Below are 21,425 nucleotides of genomic sequence, written 5' to 3' on the forward strand. Positions count from 1 at the left end.
CAATAGCGGGGTGTGGGCAGCTACATTATGCAGCGTGCCCACACCCCGCGGGTGACAACTCGATCTAGAGGCTCTGGCGCGCAGCAGCGATGTCTTCGTCGCTGACGTGAACCTCGCCCGCAGTCGGAACAACAGTCGGGATGATCATAGGCTTGCGGCGCCACTTTTGCTCGACGTAGCGGGAGACGGTCCGGCGCAGCTTTTGCACCATTCGGTACACCTCGTTTTCGCCCTCACCAGCAAGGTCAAGCATAGTGTTTTCAACGAGGTCGGTAACCTCTGGCATCATCGCGAGGTGGTCCTCTGAGAAGCCCTTGGCCTGAACCGTCGGGCGCTCCAGAGGACGCCCGGTACGGTTGTCGATGACGACGGTAATGGAGATCAGGCCGCCTTCACCCATGGAGGTGCGGTCTGCGAGCACTTCTTCATCGATGTCACCCATGGTGACGCCGTCGACGTAGAGGTTACCGACGTCGCGCTGACCAACGACGCGAGCGTTGCCATCGACCAAGTCAACGAACACGCCATTTTGAGCGAGGACAACATTGTCACGGTTGACACCCGTGGAGATAGCGAGCTCTTTGTTCGCTCGCAGGTGGCGCCATTCGCCGTGGACCGGCATAGCATTAGTTGGGCGAACCGCGTTGTACAGGAAGAGCAGCTCACCGGAATAGCCGTGGCCGGAGGTGTGAACCTTAGCGTCACGGCCGGTGATCACGGTTGCGCCGATCTGGGCCAGCATGTTGATGACGCCAAAAACGGCTTCCTCATTACCGGGCACCAGCGAAGAGGAAAGTATGATCAGGTCGCCATCACGTACGGTGATCTGGCGGTGTTCGCGACGCGCCATGCGTGACAGGGCTGCCATGGGCTCACCCTGGGTACCTGTCGTGATCAGAACAACGCGATGGGGTGCCATTTTGGCGGCTTCGTCCATGGTGATGATGGTTCCGCGAGGTGCCTTGAGGTAACCCATCTTTTCCGCGATTTCCATATTGCGGATCATCGAACGACCGTTGAAAGCCACCTTGCGACCTGCGGCGACCGCTGCGTCAACAGCGGATTGGACACGGTATACGTTGGAGGCGAAGGAAGCAAGGATCACACGCTGCTTTGCCTCGCCGATGAGTCGCTTCAGAGTGGGAGCAATATCAGCCTCTGAACCGGAAACGCCAGGAGTTGTTGCGTTGGTGGAGTCACACAAGAACAGGTCAACGCCTTCGTCACCAAATCGAGACAGCGCCGGAAGGTCAGTCGGTCGACCATCAGTCGGCGTCTGATCCAGCTTGATGTCGCCGGTGTGGACGACGAGCCCAGCGCCGGTCTTGATAGCGATACCCAAGCAATCCGGGATGGAGTGATTAACCGCGAAGAATCGCAAGTTGAACGGGCCCCGGTTGACGTCCGACTGCTCGTTGACCTCGATGAGCTTGGGGCGCTGGCGGTGCTCCTGGCATTTAGCCTGGATGAGCGCGCAGGTGAAGCGCGATGCCAAGATCGGTAGATCCGGGCGCAGCTTAAGCAGCCAAGGAATAGCACCGATGTGATCCTCGTGGCCATGGGTAACCACAAGGGCTTCGATCTTGTCGAGCTTGTCTTCGATGTAAGAGAAATCGGGAAGGATGAGATCCACACCCGGTTCTCCGGAAGACGGGAACAAGACACCACAGTCGACAATCAGCAACCTGCCGCGGTACTCGAAAACGGTCATGTTTCGACCAATTTCGGAAATACCACCGAGGGCGACGATACGAAGACCGTCCTTAGGGGCCTTCGGAGGTTGGGGAAGTCGCTGCGTGAGGTCTGCACCCTGCATGGACTTGACAACATTGCGACGGGGACTGCGATTGCGGTTGCCATTACTGTTGCCACCAGAGTTGGAGGAACCCTTATTGTTGCCGCCGCGAGATTCGCGGTTGCTGGATCCGTTGGAATTGCCACCTCGGCCGCGGGAGCGACGGTTACGGCTGTTCGAAGAGCGTTCGCCGTTGCGGCTCGAGCCACCACGCTGAGCGCCTTTTCGTTCACCGTCGTTCGCACCGGAAGACTGCTTGGCGCCTTCCGAGGAAGAAGCAGAGGAACCGCTGTCCGATCCTTCAGCCGGTGCCGAGGGTGCTTGGAACTCAGGGGTCTCAGGAGGCCCGGCCTTGCGAGTTACTTTGCGGGATCGGGTACGGGGTTCAGTCATGTTATAGGACTCCAGCCTGTGTTAAATCTTCAGTCAGTGGGCCCAAATCGGCTTCACCCGCATGAATCTGCGGGAGCCTGGGCTCTCCGACCTGCATACCCATCAAGTTCAGGGCAGCTTTCGCGAAGCTGACTCCGCCCAAGCGTGCCTGAGCGTTGGTCAGCGGGGTCAAAGTGGCGTTGATCTCCCGCGCACGGGCGAGGTCGCCTTCCTCGAAGCTTTCCAACAGTTGACGCAGCTGCGCTGCTGCAACATGTCCGATCACAGAAATAAAACCAGTGGCACCAATCGACAACCATGGGAGGTTGAGTGAGTCATCGCCGGAATACCAATCCAGTCCAGTGGTGGCAATCAGCGAGGCGGCTGCACCAAGATCGCCTTTCGCGTCCTTGAGCGCCTGAATATTCTTGTGTTCGGCTAGACGCTTAATGGTATCAGAATTAATCCCCACTGCAGAACGCGATGGGATATCATACAGGCAGATCGGCGTGTCGGTCGCATCAGCGACCGTGGTGAAGTGCCGATAGATGCCTTCCTGACTGGGGCGCGAGTAGTAAGGAGTAACGACAAGTAGACCGTCGGCGCCAGCTTCGGTTGCCTGCTTGGCTAGCTCAACGGATTCAGCAGTGTTGTAGGTCCCGACACCTGCCGTCAGCTTGATGTTGGGACCGACAGCTTCGCGCACCGCCTGAATGAGTGCGCGTTTTTCCGCAGGGGTCGTTGTGGGAGATTCTCCGGTAGTTCCGGACAAGACAAGAGCATCGCAGCCTTGTTCCACCAAGTACGAGGAAAGACGAGCGGCAGCATCGAAGTCGACCCCTCCTTCGGCGGTGAAGGGGGTAACCATAGCTACCGAGACGGTACCGAATACGGAAGCGGCGGTGGAGATGGATATGACGTTCGGAGCGTTCATAACTCACTAGAGTACAGGTTTTTATCGACGTTTCGGGCAACACGCACGTCACACCACACAAATAATGAAGCATTGCTTCAGCCACCGCAATTTTAATTAACTGCCAAGTGCGGGCTTAAAAATCGGTTACATACGGGCTGGTAGCCATCAGGGAGCCATCAGGCAGAGAATCGATTTGAAAGTCGCCAAACGCCGTTGGAGCTTGGTCTGACAGCAGTCGGCAAATCTCTACAGCGACTGTGCGAATCTCTACATCCGCATGCTCACTAGCGCGCATTCCTATGAAGTGACGCCACGTCCGGAAGTTGCCGGTGACCACCAAACGGGACTCAGTAGCTCCAGGCAGGATCATCCGAGCAGCCTGCCGCGCCTGCTTCATTCGCAGCAACGCATTGTTTTCCCCGTGCTCGTCCGTCAGGCGCTGTTCCAAAGCACTTAGAAGCTCTTCGTACGCGAATCGGGACTCGTCAGCTGCTCGCTGAAACAGGCTCAATAAAGCGTCATCCGCGGCGACCAAAGGCGGCACAACCACCGGATTGTCATCGTGTACATACCGCTGGGAAAGTTGAGAACAGGAAAAATGCCTGTGGCGCATCAGTTCGGCTGCCGCTACCCGCGAGATACCACGGATGTACACGGTCGCGGTGGCATGCTCGAACAGTGCCATGTGACCGACCTCGAGCACGTGACGGATGTACGCGTCGTAGTCTCTAGTGCGAGGATTGGGCTTATCAAAACTCTCGTAACAAGCACGCCCCGCAAATTCAATCAGCGCTTCCCCACCCTGGGCCTCCGTCGCGAAATCAACCGACGACGGAGGCAGGAAGTTCGAACAACCGACTAACTCGACGCTCAACGATGCTTGATTCACCATAGGACCTAAAGACCCATGAAATGCTCAAGCCCCACCGTCAACCCGGGATGCGCGGCAATGTCACGCACACCAAGCAGCACACCCGGAACAAAGCTTGACCTGGAGTAGGAATCTTGGCAGATTGTCAGGGTTTGACCTTCAGCGCCAAAAATAACCTTTTCGTGGGCAACCATGCCTGTCATGCGGACAGCATGGACGGGGACGCCATCAACATTGGCACCTCGTGCACCGTCGAGAGACATCTCAGTTGCATCGGGCTGCTCGTCCAGACCTGCTTCGGCGCGCGCGCGAGCGATACCGCGGGCTGTGTGCACGGCCGTTCCCGACGGAGCATCGAGCTTGTTCGGGTGGTGCAATTCGATGACCTCAGCGGAATCAAAGAATTGAGCAGCCTGCGCTGCCAATACCATCGTCAACACAGCAGAGATGGCGAAGTTCGGTGCAATGAGTACGCCGACCTTCCCCTTGCCTTCTTCCGCACACCAGCCACGAACAGTAGCCAGGCGTTCATCGTCGAATCCGGTCGTACCGACAACGCAGTGAATACCATGGCTGATGCAGAACTTTAGGTTGTCCATAACGACACCCGGTTGGGTGAAGTCGACGATGACTTCCGCACCGGATTCTACGAGTTGTTCCAGGCTATCGCCGCGATCGATCCGGGCTACTAGCTCGAGATCCTTTGAGGCTTCAACGCCTTCACACACTGCAGAGCCCACTCGGCCTGATGCACCGAGGACACCGACTCTAATGGACCGTTGGGAGCTCATCATTACTCCTTGTCGTCGACAGGGACCAAGGAAATCTTGCCACGGGAATCGATATCAGCGATTTCAACCTGAATTTTGTCCCCAACGTTGACGACATCTTCGACGTTCTCGATGCGCTTACCGCCACCGAGCTTGGAGATGTGCACCAAGCCGTCGCGTCCCGGCAAGAGGCTCACGAAGGCACCAAAGGCAGTCGTCTTCACAACCGTTCCGAGGAAGCGCTCCCCCACCTGCGGAAGCTGGGGATTAGCAATGGCATTGATTTTCTCAATAGCGGCATCTGCTGCCTCACCCGCAGTGGCGGAGATGAATACGGTGCCATCTTCCTCGATGGAAATATTCGCACCGGTTTCCTCGGTGATCTGGTTGATGGTCTTACCCTTCGGGCCGATCACCTCACCAATCTTGGACACCGGCACCTTGATGCTAGTGATACGCGGAGCGAACGAGCTCATCTCATCAGGACCATCGATGACCTCTGCCATCGTTTCCAAAATGGTGTGGCGCGCATCCCGCGCTTGAGACAGCGCATCGGCAAGTACCTTCGAAGGGATACCGTCCAGTTTGGTATCCAGCTGCAACGCAGTGATGAACTCAGCGGTGCCAGCAACCTTGAAGTCCATGTCGCCGAAAGCATCCTCAGCACCCAAGATATCGGTCAGTGCAACATAGCGAGTCTCGCCGTCAACCTCGTCAGAAACCAAGCCCATAGCGATACCGGCGACAGGCGCCTTCAACGGAACACCCGCGTTGTACAACGACAGGGTCGATGCACACACCGAGCCCATCGAAGTAGAACCATTGGAACCGAGGGCCTCTGAAACCTGGCGAATGGCGTAAGGGAACTCCTCACGAGAAGGAATTACGGGGACCAAAGCACGCTCAGCCAGTGCACCGTGGCCGATCTCGCGACGCTTGGGGGATCCAACGCGGCCGGTTTCGCCAGTGGAGTACGGCGGGAAATTGTAGTGGTGGATATAACGCTTATGATCGACTGGGCTCAGCGAGTCAATCTGCTGCTCCATCTTGAGCATGTCCAACGTGGTGACGCCGAGAATCTGTGTCTCACCACGCTCAAACAAGGAAGAACCGTGGGCGCGGGGAATCAGATCAACCTCTACGCCAAGATCACGGATGTCAGTCAGCCCACGACCGTCAATGCGGTATTCCTCGGTCAAAATACGACGGCGAACCACAGCCTTGGTGACAGCACCGTAAGCGGCGCGGATCTCCTTTTCGGCAGCAGCGACCGCCGCGGCGTCATCAAGATCCTCGTAGAAATCAGCAACCTTGTCTACAAGCTGCTCAACAATGGCGTTGGTGTGCTCGACAACAGCCTCATCGCGCTCCTGCTTGCCCTTGATGGACATGAGCTTCTCGATCTTCTTAGCTGCAGCCTTGTCGACCATCGCGTAGGTCTTGTCGCCATAAGGCGGGAACAAGGGGAACTCTTGGGTTTCCTTGGCTGCGCGCTCCGCCAAACCAGCCTGTGCTCGGCACAGAACCTCAATGAAGGGCTTCGCAGCCTCAAGACCCTCGGCAACCACAGACTCGGTAGGAGCGGGTGCACCGTCAGCAATACGTTCCACAACGTTCTCGGTGGCGCCGGCTTCGACCATCATGATCGCGACGTCATTAACCTTCTTGCGTCCCTTGGTACGGGTGACAATTCGGCCAGCGACAACGATCTCGAACAACGCGTCCTTGGACTGGGTATGGGTCGGGAAAGCCACCCACTGGCCCTTGGGATGCTTGTCGTCCGCAATCAAAGCCATGCGGACACCACCGACCGGACCGGACACAGGCAAGCCACTGAGCTGCGTGGCAGCAGAAGAAGCATTGATTGCGACGACGTCATACATGTCCTCGGGATCCATGGACATGACGGTCACAACGACCTGCACCTCATTGCGCAGACCCTTAACGAAAGTGGGGCGCAGAGGGCGGTCGATCAAACGACATGCGAGAATCGCCTCGGTCGACGGGCGACCTTCACGGCGGAAGAAAGAACCGGGGATACGACCCGCGGCATACATGCGTTCCTCAACGTCCACGGTCAGCGGGAAGAAATCAAAACCTTCACGCGGTTTTTTGGACGCTGTGGTAGTGGCAAGCATCATGGTGTCGTCATCCAAATATGCGGTGACGGAGCCGCCGGCCTGGCGGGCTAACTGCCCGGTTTCAAATCGAATGGTGCGGGTGCCAAAATCGCCATTATCGATGGTGGCAATAGCTTCGGTGATTCCGAAGTCGGGGTCATTGGCAAAAGTTACGTCGCTCATGGGCGCGTGTCTCCTCTTTACATCAGTCTGCGCTCGGCGATCATCGGTGTCGCCGAAAAATAATCCTCTTATTCGCAGTTGATGCCTAACACTACCAGACGCTTCCGCCCGAAAGAATAAACAAAAACGCCAACTGCATCACAGCAGTCGGCGTTTATTGCTCCGTTGACGCCTCCCATCCGCGGACGGGAGGGCAACCCACTAGCGGCGCAGGCCCAGGCGGGCGATCAGGTCGCGGTAGCGGTCAACATTGTTGGCAGCGAGGTACTTCAGAAGGCCCTTGCGGCGACCAACGAGAAGCAGCAGACCACGACGAGAGTGGTGATCGTGCTTGTGCTCCTTGAGGTGCTCGGTGAGCTCCTTGATGCGGACGGTCAGCAGTGCAACCTGAGCCTCCGGAGAACCGGTGTCAGTGGGGTGCAGGCCGTACTCTGCAAGGATTTCTTTCTTCTGCTCAGTGCTTAGAGCCATAGTGAGTTCTCCTCGAACATTTTTCAGTCCACATGAATGAATCCACGACAACGCACTCTGCCGACTTGAGCCGGTTTCTGCTGTTTATCGTGGTGCCAAGCAACTGCTGTGGACCGCAGTCACAAAACACTGAGATGTTAGCAGATATCTGACAGTTCTTCTAGCTGTCGGAGTGTTGACGCCGCGTGGGCTCTGATTGGGCAAGTATGGTGCGCGTTTGTTTCACGTCATTGGCCATTGCGTCGAGCAGTTCGTCTACCCCACTGAATTTCTTCATGCTGCGCAGGTGGTCGACGAATTCTACTTCGCACCGGCATCCATAGAGGTCGGCGTCTTGGTCGAGCACGAAGGGCTCGACGCTGCGGCGGTGGTCGCCAAATGTTGGGTTGGTACCGATGGAGATTGCTGCGGGGTAGGCCACCTCTGGCTCCATGGTGCCGCTGATAGTTGTTTTACCCGGCGCCGGGTCGAGTATGCGGAACCAACCACAGTAGACCCCGTCTGCTGGCAGGGCGACGGTGTCCGGAAAATACATGTTCGCTGTGGGGTAGCCGAGTTCACGGCCTCCACGACCTGCCCCATGTTCGACGATGCCGCACACAGTATAGTTTCGCCCCAAAACGTGGGCAGTTCGTTGCACGTCGCCTTCCGCCAGCAGTGAGCGTGCGTAGGACGATGACAGCGCTGTGCCGTCCTCGTCTTCCTCTGTGAGTAGGTCCACGACGTGCGCCTCGAAGCCCCTAGATTCGCCGAGTTCGCGCAGTGTTTCTGTGGTGCCGGATGCCTTGTGCCCGAAGGTGAAGTTTTCTCCAACAAATACCGCGCGCGCATGTAGGCGCCCTACGACGATGGTGTCAATGAAGTCTTGGGGGGATAGTGCGGCGAGATCACGGGAGAATTCGACCGCGAGGAAGTAGTCGACGCCAAGTTCCTGCGCACGCCGCGCGCGTTCGTCGATGTCGCAGAGCAGTGGCGGGACGCGATTGGGGGCGACTACTGCTAGCGGGTGTGGCGCGAAGGTCATCAGTACTGCGGGTACGTCGAGTTCTCGTGCTCGTTGTACCGCTGCGGTTATCAACTGTTGGTGGCCGCGGTGGATCCCGTCGAAAACCCCGATGGCGGTGACGCATTGAGCAAAATCTTCGGGGATGTCGTTCACGCCGTGCCATGTCTTCACCCCTGACACACTACCGCCTACACTGTTGTTCCATGACCTCCCCCTCCCCTATTGATCCGTTGCAGTCTTCTGGTGTGCTGATTGTTGATAAGCCTCAGGGCATGACCTCTCATGATGTGATTAGTCGTGTTCGACGATTGTTTGGCACCCGTAAGGTGGGGCATGCAGGTACGTTGGATCCGATGGCTACTGGTGTACTGGTGCTTGGGTTGGAGCGTGGTACGAAGTTTTTGGCACATGTCGTTGCTGAGACGAAGACCTATGAGGCGACGATTCGTTTGGGTTCGGCGACTCACAGCGATGATGCCGAGGGCGATGCTGTCTTTGTAGCTCCTGAGGGTGCTGTGGATGCGCTCGATGACGCCCCGTTACTCGCTGCTGTAGGTAAGTTTCGGGGCGACATTATGCAGCGCCCGAGCTCTGTGAGTGCGATCAAAATTGATGGTAAGCGTGCTCACCAGCGTGTTCGCGAGGGTGAAGAGGTAAGTATTCCTCCTCGGAAGGTCACTGTGTTTAGTTTTGACGTCGCGGGAATTCGTCGGCTTGTTGCGGACGGCGCGCCCGTGGTTGATGTTGATGTTCGGGTTCATTGTTCTTCTGGGACCTATATTCGTGCGCTGGCGCGGGATCTTGGCGAGTTGCTGGGGGTTGGTGGCCATTTGGTTGCGTTGCGCCGGACGGAGGTGGGGCCTTTTTCTTTGGCTCAAGCTCGGACTCTGGAGCAGTTGGAGCACAGCCCGTCGTTGAGTTTGTCTTTGGATGAGGCTCTGACTGTCTGTTATCCGGTGGTTGAGGTTAGCGCTAAAGAAGCACTGGACTTGTCGATGGGTAAGTGGCTGGAGCCTCGGGGTTTGAAGGGTGTGCATGCCGCGGTCGCACCGAATGGGGCGGCTGTCGCTATGGTTAAGGAGCAGGGCAAGCGTTTGGCTACGGTCTTTGTGGCGCGTCCTAATACTTTGTAGGTGTTTTTCAGCGATGACGCCGCGTTGTGTTGGCGTCGCTCTTAGACTACTGCTGTGGAGGCTAGCACGAGTCCGTCGCGGATGACCCACTGGCCGCTGATGAACGGCACGGGTGTGGGGCGTACTAGCAGATAAGAGATGAAGGTGCCGTCTTCTCGGATGTCTACTTCTGCTTGTTCGAAACCTAGCCATCGGTGGGTCAGGGGGAACCAGGCCTTGTAGGTGGCTTCTTTTGCACAGAACAGGATGGTGTCCGGGCAGTTCACTCCAGCGGCGCGCAGCCTGGACAGTTGGGTGAGTTCGCTGTCGCGGGCGATGGAGCCTAGCACGCCTTCTGGGAGAGCTGTCGCTATTTCTGCGTCGAGTCCCATCGAGCGCACGAGGAGTCGTGGGGCTACGACCGCTGCGCGGAATCCTTCGGTGTGCGTCAGTGACCCGGATACAGAGGCGGGCCACAGTGGCATTCCCTTGTCACCGCGAAGAATGGGCTCTCCCGAGTCTCGCCCTAGTTCTGCGAGGGCCTGGTGCGCGCACCACCTGCCGTCGCCGAATTCAGCTTTGCGCCGGGGTGCAGCGTGGGCGACGAGGGCTTTTTCCGCAGGGTGAAGGGCTTCGAAGTTGGACATGTCCCCTGGGGTTGAGGTCAGGTAGCAATAGCGGGCAGACCCTGGGAACAGGCTTGGATCAAGCATCGCCCACCTCCATTACAGGAAATGGCCATTGCCTGCCTTCTAGGTTTGATTGCCACTCTCGTGGGTATCCCAGTGATACTTCGTGATGTTTGACGCCGTCGACGACTACGGTTCCTGGCATGTGCAAGTGCCCGTAGATGACGCATTGGGCGTTGTATCTAGTGGCCCAGCCTCTTGTGTGCCGACTTCCGCACCATAGGCCAAGCTCTGGGTATGCCATTTTCTGGACGGGCTCTATGACCAGCGGCCAGTGGTTGATGAGGATGGTCGGGCCTTCAACTTTGGATAGGCGCTTAATCGAATAGGCGAGCCGGTCCCAACACCATGCGCGAATGTCGACAAAGGGCGCGATCGCGAATTCATCGGTCATCATCACTTGACGGTCGTGAGCAGCCTGTACGGCGTTTTCGATGCTGTATCCCTGAGGGCGGAAAGAGTAATCGTACAGTGTAAAAAGCAGAGCGATGGTTACTCCGCCAAAAACCGGATAAGGGTCCTCGGGAGTGAGGACATCTATGTCCCGGCATGCTTGTACGAGCGCATCGTATTTCGCCCTACCTTTGTCCACGTCAGTTGCCCGACAGAAGAGCTCGTGGTTTCCTGGCACCCACAACACCCGGGCAAAACGCTGCCGGAGTGTTTTCAACACGTCGACGACCACCGCCGTGCGCTCAGCTACATCGCCGGCGACAATCAGCCAATCGCCTGGGTTGCGAGGATGGATCGCGTCGATAGCATCGGCGTTAGCTTTGACCGCTGCGTGCAGATCGGAGACAGCCCACAGGGTGCGACGCGCACCAGCGACACCCGCGGCGTCATCACTGTTGGTCGGCTTAAGGCTCACCCGAGGCCCTCCTCTCTTTGCACTCGACGGTTGAAAGAAACTAGCTCATGTACGGCTTGCCCTACAGCCAATTTAGCTGACTTTGGCCCATTTCATCGATATAAAACGGGCCCCAATAAACACGCAGCGAAGCAGCATGAACGCAGCAATGCCAAACCAAATTCCCGTCAGGCCGACACCCACCGCCCAAGCAATCCAAACCCCGGGGATAAAACCACAGGCTACGGAAGCTAAGGTGGCATTTCTTAAGTAGGTAGCGTCACCCGCCCCGAGTAACACGCCATCGAGCGCATAGGCACAGCCCCCCAGAATGACCATGCCCGACAAAATCCACCAAGGGGTACCCAATCCGCTCAGCACAGCGGCGTCGCGGGTGAACAAGCCGGGGATCCACCGGCTGCCAGCGACCAAGACAGCCGACATCATCGCGGCCGCTGCAAGCGAAAAGCCAATCACCTTCATGCCAACACCGCGCGCGCGAACGGCACTACCTGCACCCAGCGCGGCACCCACCAAGGCTTGCGCTGCGATTGCAAGCGAGTCCAGCACCAAACTTAAAAAGTTCCACAGTTGCAAAAGGATCTGGTGCCCCGCCAATGCCGCCTCGCCCATACGGGAGGCCACCCCAGCAGCTGATAAGAAGGCAACCTGGAAGGCCAGGGAACGAAGAATCAAATCACGCCCAAGCACCAGCTGAGAGGAGATAACCCCAAAATCAGGGGTGAGCGAACGGCGCCCGGGTTGACGGAAGAGACACACTAGAAACAGGGTCGCGGTGATACTCTCCCCTACCACGTTGGCATAAGCGGAGCCGACAAGCGAAAAACGATCGACGAACACCGGCACGAGAACCGTCGCAGGAACAACCCCGGCAAGAGTGAAATACAGGGGCAAACGGGTGTTTTGGACGCCGCGCAACCAACCATTTCCAGCCATCACTACAAGAGCAGCCGGGATGATGGGTGCGCAAGCTCTCAACCATTGGGCAGCAAGCTCAGCGGGCTGACCTACCCCGAGCAGCCACCGGCATAGTTGTGGGGCACCAATGATCATCCCCAAGCCCAACACCGCGCCGACGGCGAGAGCTACCCAGGTTGCCTGCATGCCTTCTTCGACCGCTGCCTGCCTGCGCCCTGCACCGAACAGTCGAGCTGCGCGAGCGGTCGTTCCAAAAGACAGGAAGGTCAGCTGCGTGGTGACCACCGCCTGTATAGCTACCGCTCCGCCAAGAGCAGCTAATTCGGTGGCCCCAAGACGACCAACCACCGCGGTATCCCACAGCATGTACAGCGGCATCGCCGCGAGGACGCCCAGTGCGGGCAGAGCCAAAGATAGGATCTGGCGTACTGAAACGGACTCGGTTTGTCCTCTTAGATCCCCATCTGTGCCTGGGAGATCTTGAGGAGTCTGGCTGTTTCCGGACTTACTCGTGTTCGTCATCGGCCTTTTTGTAGGGGTCAGCCTCGCCGGCGAGCCGGGCGTTCTCCGCTAGCTTGCGCAACTCTTCGTCACGCTTACGGGCGCGTTCTAGCAGCGCTTCCATGTGCGCACTAGTCTCTGGCACGGTGTCGTGGCTGAAGCTCAACGTTGGCGTGTAACGCACACCGAGCTGCTCACCCATGATCTTTCGCAGTTGACCACGGGCACGCTTCAGTGCTTCAGCCGCGACCGCGACGTCAGGCTCTTCATTGACTGTGCGGCCGCGAACCGTGTAAAACACGGTGGCGTCGTGGAGGTCTCCGGTGACTTTGCAGTCGGTGATTGTCACGAGTTCCAGTCGACTATCTTTAACTTCTAATTCGATGGCATTTGCAACGATCGTCTGGATGCGTTTGGCGAGACGAGCTGCGCGGGCATGATCAACCATAAGTCAACTCCTTGAACAGTGAAAGTTGTTGTTCATTGTATGCTCTCAAGGCCTTTATACAGCCTCGATTGGAAACACCGAGGGCCCGTGGTGCGCGATCTCTTTTATAAGTGCGCACCACGGACCCTCGGCTCAGGCGGTCCCCGGGCGGCGAGTGTTAGCTCGCTGCCCTCAGCCCAGTGCTAGTCGCGGGGAACCTCGACCATTTCGAATACCTCGATGATGTCGCCGACCTGGATATCCGGGTAGGACAGCACCATACCGCACTCGTAACCGGCTGTAACTTCGGTTGCGTCGTCTTTTTCACGGCGCAAGGAGTCAATGGTTGCCTTCTCCGTAACGACGTTGCCGTCGCGGACGAGGCGCACCGATGCATTGCGGCGAACCTTGCCGGATTCCACCATGCAGCCGGCGATGAGGCCGACGGAAGATGCCTTGAACAGCGCGCGGATTTCGGCTCGGCCGATTTCCTTCTCTTCGTAAATCGGCTTGAGCATACCCTTGAGGGCTGCTTCCATTTCTTCGATGGCTCGGTAGATAACGCTGTAGTAGCGGATTTCGACGCCTTCGGCGTTGGCTTCCTCGGTGGCTTTGCCTTCGGAGCGAACATTGAAACCAATGATCACAGCGTTGGATGCTGCCGCGAGTGAGACGTTGGTCTGCGTGACAGCACCGACACCACGGTCGATGATGTTGAGCTGAACTTCGTCGTCGACCTCGATCTTGAGCAGGGCCTCCTCCAGGGCTTCCACCGAACCTGCGTTGTCGCCCTTGAGGATGAGGTTGAGGGTGGAAGTTTCCTTAAGTACGGAATCCAGATCCTCGAGGGAGATACGCTTACGCGCCTTGGCCTGCAGTGCGTTGCGCTTGCGGGCGTTGCGCTGGTTGGCGATCTGGCGGGCAACACGGTCGTCTTCGACAACCAGGAGGTTATCGCCTGCACCGGGCACAGAGTTGAGACCCTGAACCTGAACGGGACGGGACGGACCGGCCTCGTCGACGTCATTGCCGTACTCATCGACCATACGACGGACACGACCGTACGCATCGCCTACGACGATGGAATCGCCCACGCGGAGGGTACCGCGCTGCACGATGACGGTGGCCACTGGACCACGACCGCGGTCAAGGTGGGCTTCGATTGCCACACCCTGGGCGTCCATGTCCGGGTTAGCGCGCAAGTCCAGGGATGCATCTGCAGTCAACAGCACAGCTTCAAGCAAGCCATCGATGTTGATGCCCTGCTTTGCAGAGATGTCGACGAACATCGAATCGCCACCATATTCTTCCGGAATAAGACCGTATTCGGTGAGCTGGCCACGGATTTTCTCCGGGGATGCGCCTTCCTTATCGATCTTGTTCACGGCGACCACGATCGGAACGTCAGCAGCCTTAGCGTGGTTGATTGCTTCAACGGTCTGAGGCATGACGCCGTCGTCAGCAGCGACGACAAGGATCGCGATGTCGGTGGACTTGGCACCACGGGCACGCATAGCGGTGAAGGCTTCGTGACCGGGTGTGTCAAGGAAGGTAACGAGGCGTTGGCGGTCTTCGAAAGCCACCGGAACCTGGTATGCACCGATGCCCTGGGTAATACCACCGGCTTCGCCACCGCCCACATTGGATTTGCGGATGGTGTCGAGCAGGCGGGTCTTACCGTGGTCAACGTGACCCATAACGGTAACAACCGGGGGTCGCTTCGCGAGGTCTTCTTCGTCGCCCTCATCTTCACCGAATTGAAGGTCGAAGCTTTCGAGAAGCTCACGGTCCTCATCTTCGGGCGAGACGACCTCTACCTTGTAGTTCATTTCTTCGCCGAGCAGCATCAGTGTCTCGTCGGAGACCGACGCAGTCGCGGTCACCATTTCACCGAGGTTGAACAATGCCTGGACGAGTGCCGATGCGTCAGCGCCGATCTTGTCAGCGAAGTCAGACAGCGATGCACCGCGAGCCAGTCGCAGCGTGGAGCCGCCGCCATCGGGCAAACGTACGCCGCCGATGACATTGGGTGCCTGCATTGCTTCGTACTCATTGCGTTTCTGCCGCTTCGACTTACGACCGCGACGCGGAGCGCCACCCGGACGTCCGAATGCGCCAGCAGTGCCGCCACGACGTCCGCCGCCACCGCGGGGGCCGCCACCAGGGCGTCCACCGAAGTTTCCGCCGCGTCCGCCGCCACCGTTGTTGCCGTCACGTCCGCCGCCACCGGCAGAAGAACGGGAAGGCATCTGTGCGGGGTTGGGGTGCGAAGGCATCATTGCGGGCGAAGGACGACGTCCTCCACCTTGGCGCTCTCCGCCTTGCTTGTTACCGGCAGCACCGCCTGGGCGGGGGCCACCCTGTCCGGGGCGCTGGCCACCAGACTTCGATGCACCGCCAGGGCGCGGTCCGCCACCGGGGCGAGGTGCCGGGCTGGTTCCGGTCGAGAATGGGTTGTTTGCAACACGGGGAGCACGTGCACCAGGCTTGGGCCCCGGCTTTGCCATGGGCCGCGGCATAGCTGAAGGCGTGGATGCAGAACCAGACGGCTTCGCCGGTGCTGCAGCCTCAGGTTTAGCGGCAGACTTGGCCGCGGGCTTGGCAGGGGTTGCCTTGGCTTTTGCTGCTGACTGTGCAGCAGGCTTCGGTGCAGGCTTAGTGGCCTTAGCCTCAGCCTTGACTTCCGATTGCTTTTTCTCGGCAGCGGCCGGCTTTGCAGCTGGTTTCGCGCCAGGCTTGGGGGCAGCAGATGCGGCAGGCTTCTTAGCCGCCTTCGAATCAGCGGCTTTAGCCGAGGATTGTTGTGCGTCGCCGTCTCCTGCGCCTTCTGCGGCGCGCTTGTCGGCGTAGAACTTCTCCATTTTCTTCACGACCGGCGGCTCGACTGTGCTCGAGGCGGTCTTGACGAATTCACCCTGCTCTTTCAGGGTAGCGAGTAGTTCTTTACTGGTAATTTCCAGCTTCTTTGCGAGTTCGTGTACGCGAAGCTTTCCGGGCACTATGCTCCTCTAATCTTTTTTAGGAAGCCGGTGCCGCCCGGTGCTTCGTGTCTCCTTGGATAAATCCGAGGGGGTGCAAGCGGGGCCTAGGCGCCTACCGGCTTCTAGTTGTTTATGACGTTCATCGCTGATGCTTCATCGTGCGCTCATCAGTGTTCGGTCTCCACATTCTTGGTCTTTGAGGTGTGCTCCTTGATGTAGGAGCACAATCTCTCTGCGTCTACCGGGGCAGACACCTTAAACGCGCGGGCAAACTGCCTACGTGCAATAGCTATCTCCACGGCCTCCTGTGCGGGAGTGATCCACGCGCCACGCCCAGGTAGCTTACGCTGCGGGTCGGGCTGTACGAAGAACTCACCCTGCACTTTGTCTCCAGCAGATCGTCGCCGAAGAACAACCCTCAACAGCTGAGAATCAGGATGCCGTGTTCGTGTGGCAATGCAGGTACGGATGGGGTGACGTCGGGCGTGTCCTACGCTGCTCGCCAACCGTTTCACCGTCCTGAACGTATGCCAATTTTATCCTTACACGCACACACGCATGAGCGCCTGTGCAGGCCCCCTACGCCCACGATCGAATGATCGGGGCCCATTGTCAGCTGGTTGCCGTTATAGCTACCAGCAGGTAAATGGTGACGTGGCAGAAAGCCACACCTATAGGGCCTTGTAGGACTTTACGCGAAAAGTGCCGATATGACAACGATGCAACTCTTTAGTCCACCGTCCGAAGGCGAGCTAGTCGACGTCTTGCTCAGATGCCTGGGCGTGCAAATCGCCGAGTACAGCGTCTGCCGCCTGATTGGCTTCTGCCTCTTCCTCCATGCCCCGAGCGCCGCGCGTGGCCTCATACTCAGAGTTCTGTTCACGGAATTTTTCTCGCAGAGCTGCCAGATCGTCCGCGCCGAAATCTTCGGTGTCAGGGTGGATATCGATCTTCCATCCGGTCAGGCGCGCAGCCAGACGAGCGTTTTGCCCTTCTTTGCCGATCGCCAGCGATAGTTGGTAATCAGGCACGGTAACGCGCGCAAACTGTGATTGTTCGCTAATGACGTCGACTCGGACAATCTTTGATGGAGACAAGGCGTTGCCAACGAATCGCGCACCGTCTTCATCAAAGTCAATGATGTCCAGTTTTTCGCCGGCGAGCTCACGCATAATGTTGCCAACGCGCTGCCCGCGTGGGCCGATGCAGGCACCTTTGGCGTTGAGTCCCTTGACGGTTGAGCGGACCGCAATCTTCGTACGGTTGCCCGCTTCACGAGCGATCGACACGATCTCGACAGCCCCCTGCGCAACCTCGGGGACTTCGAGTTCGAAGAGTTTCCGGATGAGCTCTGGGTGAGTGCGGGATAGGTTGATCGCAAGTCCGCGGTGGGCTCGCCCCACGCTGACAACGTACACCTTGACACGATCGCCGTGCTCGAGCTTTTCGCCTGGGATTTGTTCGGCTGGAAGCAGGAGGCCGTCTTGACCATCGAGCTCTGTTCCAAGGTTGACTACTACGATGCCACGTTCATTGGCGTGGGCGTCACGTTGAACGACACCACTGACGACGGTGCCTTCGTAGCCTGCGTACTCGCCAAGTCGCTGATTGGTTTCGGCTTCGCGGAGGCGCCCCACGATAGCTTCGCGAACGGCCTGGGCACCGACACGGGCGAAGTTGACGGGGGTGTCGTCTTCTTCCGGGCCTGCTACGCCGTCTTCATCGAATTCCTGCACCATGACGGCGACGTCACCAGTGTATTTGTCGATGACCACGCGGGCGCGCGAAGTCTTGGAATCGTCGCGGTCTTCGAGGTAGGCCTGGAGCAGTGCTCGGGAGATAGTGTCGAGAAGCTCTCGTACCGGAATGCCGCGTTCCTTCTCAATTGTTTCTAGTGCGTGGACGTCAATGTTCACTTGTTTTTCCTTATGCAGGTTGTGTAGTTATGTTCCGCAGTGTGGTTCTTTCTTGAGCTGCGGAGGTTGAGCACATTGCGATGAAGGCTCGGGCAGCCACTTTAATCTTCAAACGGCGCTTGTGCCAGTTCTAGTTCTGCGGCCGGTGGTTGTTTAAACTCGACATCCACGGTTGCCCCACTGACCTCTACAAGTGGGCGAGGTGAGCTGGTGAGAGTTTTGCCTTTGGTTTCAATGGCCATCACAGCGTCTTCAGCATCGTTAAGTGCACCGATCCGGAAGCGCTGCTTCTTGCCTTCCACTACGACTACTGCGATGCGTCCCTGGTTGCGGCGCCAGTGGCGGGCAAGGGTCAGGGGCAGGTCCACGCCCGGGGTGGAGACTTCGAGGGCGTATTCCTGGTTGCCGAAGCGTAGTTCCCCGCGGTCTTCCGCTGCGTCAAAAGCTTCGGAGATCTGCTTGGAAACTATCTCTAACAGATCAAGGTCTGGCCGGGTATCTCCGTCAACAGCGATAAGGACCCTGGTTTTTGCTCCGGCGGGTTTGACGGCGAGAGTTTCAACGTCGAGGTGGTGTTGTTCTGCGATTTTTTCAACGATGGGTGCAAGCGTATCTGCTTGTGGAAAAGCCATGGGGTGAATTATTGCACACCCGAGTGCAGTGGGCTGAGGGCTTGTTCGGTTTATGATGGCGTGGTGATAGCTACTCCCCCATCTTTAGCCCAGCGTGTGTCATTTGATCGTCCGGCATGGGGGCTTAAGTCTGCGCGTATCTTGGCTACGGTTGCGGGGGGCCTCATCGTTTTACCTGGATGTTCCTTCGCCCCCGAACCTGTTCCGGATCCTACGTTAATGTTGCTGGCTCACACTGCCTTGGCGGATGCGGATGCTTTTTCCGGGACCGATCCTGATTTTTCGGCCTTGCGTCAGCAGCAGGGGTCCGAATTGGTTGATGAGGTTCGCCGCCTGTGCGGGTATGAGCTGCATGGCGATGGCGATGACGCGCAGAAGGTAGTTCCGCCTAGCTGCGATGTGACTGTCGATAGTGTTCGTGAACAGGGCGAAAACACCCCCGGTGTGAAGGTGGAGGGCTCTGCTGGCGAAGTTGCGCGGGATCGCGCCAGTGAGCTGACGAGGGTTGTCGCTGCTCTTCCAGAATCGTCGATGGGGCTCATTGCTGCGGATTACACGGAGCTTGTAACCGTTGCCGCTGGCGGTGGTGTGGAGGTTCCGCGCGTGCATCTGTCAGCTACAGCAGAACCTGCGCAACCAATTGATGTTGAAGGCATTGAGCTTTCAACGGATATTCGACCGGATAGTGTTCCGGGCGCGGGGTCTAGTGAAAGTGATGACGCCGCGTCGGCTCTTGCTTGGCAGTATTCTGCTCTGTTTGCATTGGAATCTTTGCAGTCTGTCGTCGATGGTGATGCCTCACGTGAGGTAGCGGAGTCTATCGCTGCACACCAGGACATGGTGGCTATGTTGAGTGCTTTGCTGAGCGATGCTTCCCTTGCGCCGATGGCTTACGATGTACCCTCCGTGTCCGATGCAGCTTCGGCGGTGGATGTCGCGGCGAGTATTGAAAAAGACGCCGAGCAGTTGTGGCTGCATACGGCGTCGTTGGCGGGGACCCCCGGGTGGAGGGCCGCCTGTATGAAATTTGCTGGGGCCGCTGCTGTTCGTCACATGGAGCTTGTCAGCAGCGTGTAGATCCTGGCCGCGCACCGGCCAGGCGGATCATTCTTAGTTGTTAGCCCTGAGCGACAGCTTCTAGCAGGATTTCTAGGGCTTCAGCTGCGGGCACCTCACGGGTCTCACCGCCGCGTTCGCGGATTTCGATGGTGCCGTCTGCGAAGCCGCGTCCGAGGATTGCAACCAGCGGCATGCCCAGCAATTCGGCGTCTTTGAACTTCACTCCGGGACTGACCTTGGGACGATCATCGAGGAGTACCTCTACCCCAGCCTCGTCGAGTGCTTGAGCGAGTTCTTCGGCGGCGGCGGCTGCGGCCTCGTCCTTGTTCGCGCAGACGACATGCACCTTGAAGGGAGCGACCTCCATCGGCCAATTCAGGCCCTTGTCGTCGTGGCGCTGTTCGGCCAGCACGGCGATGAGTCGGGACACACCGATGCCATAGGAGCCCATGGTGGGAACGGAACGCTTACCGGACTCGTCGAGGAACTGAACGTCGAACGCTTCCGTGTATTTGCGGCCGAGCTGGAAGATGTGCCCGATTTCAATGCCGCGCTCCAGGGTGAGCGTGCCCTGTCCCTCAGGTGCGGGATCGCCTTCGCGAATTTCCGCCGCTTCGATAAAGCCGTCTGGGGTGAAGTCGCGGCCGCACACCATATTGACAGCGTGACGCTGCGGGGCGTCTGCACCGGTGATCCACGCGGTGCCTTCAACAATGCGTGGGTCGGCGAGTACCGCGACGTCATTAGCTGCGAGGGCTTTGGGGCCCACGTAGCCCTTGACGAGGAAGGGGTTGTTTTTGAAGTCTTTCTCTACCGCCATCTCGACGGTTGCGGGTTCCAGGGAAGCCTCGAGGCGCTTAAAATCAACCTCGCGGTCGCCGGGCACGAGGATGCCCATCAACTGCGGTTCCTCACCGGGCTTGGTGACCTTCACGACGACGCACTTCAGCGTGTCAGCTGCGGTGACTTCACGGCCGTCGACAGTAATTCCTGCGCCGCGGGCCCATTCCACCAGTGCTGCGATGGTCTCGGCGTTGGGGGTGTCGTGCTCCACAGACGCGGGTTGGCCCTCAATGGGGCGGGTCTGGCCGGGCTGAGTGACCACGGCTTCGACGTTGGCTGCGTAAACACCGTCGGTTGCGCGCACGAAGGTGTCCTCACCATTGGGCGATACCGCGAGAAACTCTTCTGATGCAGAGCCACCCATGGCGCCGGAGGTAGCCGCACAGATGGCGTATTCCACGCCCAGACGGTCAAAGACGTTCTGGTAGGCGCGGCGGTGCTTCTGGTAAGCCGCATCCAGGCCATCGTCGCTCATGTCGAAGGAGTAAGAATCCTTCATGACGAACTCGCGACCACGCAGAATTCCGGCGCGCGGGCGCTCCTCGTCGCGGTATTTCGTTTGGATCTGGTACAAAATCGCCGGTAGATCCTTGTAGGAGGAGTACATGTCCTTCACCAGGCTGGTGAACATCTCCTCGTGGGTGGGGCCCAGGAGGTAGTCGGCACCTTTGCGGTCCTTGAGGCGGAACAGTGCGTCACCGTATTCGGTCCAGCGACCGGTCACCTCATAGGCGTCGCGCGGAAGCAGTGCGGGCAGCGAGATTTCCTGCCCCCCGATGGCGTTCATTTCTTCCCGCACAACGTTTTCGATGTTCTTGAGCACTTTCAGGCCTAGCGGCAGCCAGCTGTAGACGCCGGGGGCGACGCGACGGATGTAGCCGGCACGAACCAGCAACTTGTGGCTGGGTACTTCGGCGTCGGCTGGGTCTTCACGCAAGGTGCGCAGGAACAGGGTGGACATGCGAGTAATCATGT

17 protein-coding genes and 1 pseudogene are annotated in these 21,425 nt (G+C 58.4%); 2 read left to right on the forward strand and 16 right to left on the reverse strand.

Translation table 11 applies throughout. The features are described 5' to 3' along the window. Positions 1-64: 64 nt before the first annotated feature. The 7 genes from CARG_RS05650 to CARG_RS05680 all read right to left on the reverse strand — a co-directional run bounded on the left by CARG_RS05650 (position 65) and on the right by CARG_RS05680 (position 8,684). Positions 65-2,188 (reverse strand): ribonuclease J, encoded by a 2,124-nt coding sequence (locus CARG_RS05650; RefSeq protein ID WP_020976441.1) that lies wholly within the window; start codon positions 2,186-2,188, stop codon positions 65-67. Between the two features lies 1 nt (position 2,189). Then, a complete protein-coding gene (gene dapA, locus CARG_RS05655; RefSeq protein WP_020976442.1) occupies positions 2,190-3,101 on the reverse strand; it encodes a 4-hydroxy-tetrahydrodipicolinate synthase in 912 nt (303 codons plus the stop codon). Positions 3,102-3,216: 115 nt separating this feature from the next. Continuing rightward, the gene (thyX, locus tag CARG_RS05660; protein WP_020976443.1) at positions 3,217-3,975 is read right to left on the reverse strand and encodes an FAD-dependent thymidylate synthase; all 759 of its coding nucleotides are present in this window, start codon (positions 3,973-3,975) and stop codon (positions 3,217-3,219) included. A gap of 5 nt (positions 3,976-3,980) precedes the next feature. Beyond that, on the reverse strand, positions 3,981-4,745 hold the full coding sequence (gene dapB, locus CARG_RS05665; protein ID WP_041747024.1) for a 4-hydroxy-tetrahydrodipicolinate reductase: 765 nt from the start codon (positions 4,743-4,745) through the stop codon (positions 3,981-3,983). Positions 4,746-4,747: 2 nt separating this feature from the next. Beyond that, on the reverse strand, positions 4,748-7,027 hold the full coding sequence (locus tag CARG_RS05670) for a polyribonucleotide nucleotidyltransferase (protein ID WP_020976445.1): 2,280 nt from the start codon (positions 7,025-7,027) through the stop codon (positions 4,748-4,750). 201 nt (positions 7,028-7,228) lie between these two features. Next, positions 7,229-7,498: a 30S ribosomal protein S15 gene (gene rpsO, locus CARG_RS05675; protein ID WP_020976446.1), complete on the reverse strand. Its 270-nt coding sequence runs from the start codon at positions 7,496-7,498 to the stop codon at positions 7,229-7,231. Positions 7,499-7,658: 160 nt separating this feature from the next. Then, positions 7,659-8,684, reverse strand: a complete 1,026-nt coding sequence (locus CARG_RS05680; protein ID WP_041747026.1) for a bifunctional riboflavin kinase/FAD synthetase — start codon at positions 8,682-8,684, stop codon at positions 7,659-7,661. Positions 8,685-8,707: 23 nt separating this feature from the next. On the opposite strand from CARG_RS05680, the gene truB reads away from it, so the two are divergent. Further along, positions 8,708-9,637, forward strand: coding sequence for a tRNA pseudouridine(55) synthase TruB (gene truB / locus CARG_RS05685; RefSeq protein WP_020976448.1), 930 nt, complete (start codon positions 8,708-8,710; stop codon positions 9,635-9,637). A 41-nt stretch (positions 9,638-9,678) separates the two neighbouring features. Here truB and CARG_RS05690 read toward each other — a convergent pair whose 3' ends face one another. The 8 genes and pseudogenes from CARG_RS05690 to rimP form a co-directional block, all read right to left on the reverse strand. After that, positions 9,679-10,329, reverse strand: coding sequence for a 4'-phosphopantetheinyl transferase family protein (locus CARG_RS05690; protein WP_020976449.1), 651 nt, complete (start codon positions 10,327-10,329; stop codon positions 9,679-9,681). After that, entirely contained in the window at positions 10,322-11,173 is an 852-nt protein-coding gene (locus tag CARG_RS05695; RefSeq protein ID WP_020976450.1) for a metallophosphoesterase family protein, read from the reverse strand. The genes CARG_RS05690 and CARG_RS05695 overlap by 8 nt, the downstream gene beginning before the upstream one ends. A 72-nt stretch (positions 11,174-11,245) precedes the next feature. Next, the gene (locus tag CARG_RS05700) at positions 11,246-12,613 is read right to left on the reverse strand and encodes an MATE family efflux transporter (RefSeq protein ID WP_041747028.1); all 1,368 of its coding nucleotides are present in this window, start codon (positions 12,611-12,613) and stop codon (positions 11,246-11,248) included. Further along, a complete protein-coding gene (gene rbfA / locus CARG_RS05705) occupies positions 12,597-13,040 on the reverse strand; it encodes a 30S ribosome-binding factor RbfA (protein WP_020976452.1) in 444 nt (147 codons plus the stop codon). Before rbfA ends, CARG_RS05700 begins: the two co-directional genes overlap by 17 nt. A 182-nt stretch (positions 13,041-13,222) precedes the next feature. Next, positions 13,223-16,018, reverse strand: a complete 2,796-nt coding sequence (infB, locus tag CARG_RS05710) for a translation initiation factor IF-2 (RefSeq protein ID WP_020976453.1) — start codon at positions 16,016-16,018, stop codon at positions 13,223-13,225. Between the two features lie 149 nt (positions 16,019-16,167). Further along, positions 16,168-16,506 (reverse strand): YlxR family protein, encoded by a 339-nt coding sequence (locus tag CARG_RS05715; RefSeq protein ID WP_041747535.1) that lies wholly within the window; start codon positions 16,504-16,506, stop codon positions 16,168-16,170. A gap of 426 nt (positions 16,507-16,932) precedes the next feature. Continuing rightward, positions 16,933-17,916: pseudogene (nusA, locus tag CARG_RS05720) on the reverse strand (transcription termination factor NusA); the annotation flags it as partial. A gap of 101 nt (positions 17,917-18,017) precedes the next feature. Next, positions 18,018-18,548 carry a ribosome maturation factor RimP gene (gene rimP / locus CARG_RS05725; RefSeq protein ID WP_020976456.1) on the reverse strand — a complete coding sequence of 177 codons (531 nt, stop codon included), beginning with the start codon at positions 18,546-18,548 and terminating at the stop codon, positions 18,018-18,020. 219 nt (positions 18,549-18,767) lie between these two features. On the opposite strand from rimP, the gene CARG_RS05730 reads away from it, so the two are divergent. Then, positions 18,768-19,625: a DUF4439 domain-containing protein gene (locus tag CARG_RS05730; RefSeq protein WP_020976457.1), complete on the forward strand. Its 858-nt coding sequence runs from the start codon at positions 18,768-18,770 to the stop codon at positions 19,623-19,625. Between the two features lie 40 nt (positions 19,626-19,665). On the opposite strand, the gene CARG_RS05735 is transcribed toward CARG_RS05730, so the two are convergent. Then, positions 19,666-21,423: a proline--tRNA ligase gene (locus CARG_RS05735; protein WP_020976458.1), complete on the reverse strand. Its 1,758-nt coding sequence runs from the start codon at positions 21,421-21,423 to the stop codon at positions 19,666-19,668. Positions 21,424-21,425: the final 2 nt, after the last annotated feature.

It is taken from the genome of Corynebacterium argentoratense DSM 44202 (genome assembly GCF_000590555.1).
GTDB lineage: Bacteria > Actinomycetota > Actinomycetes > Mycobacteriales > Mycobacteriaceae > Corynebacterium > Corynebacterium argentoratense.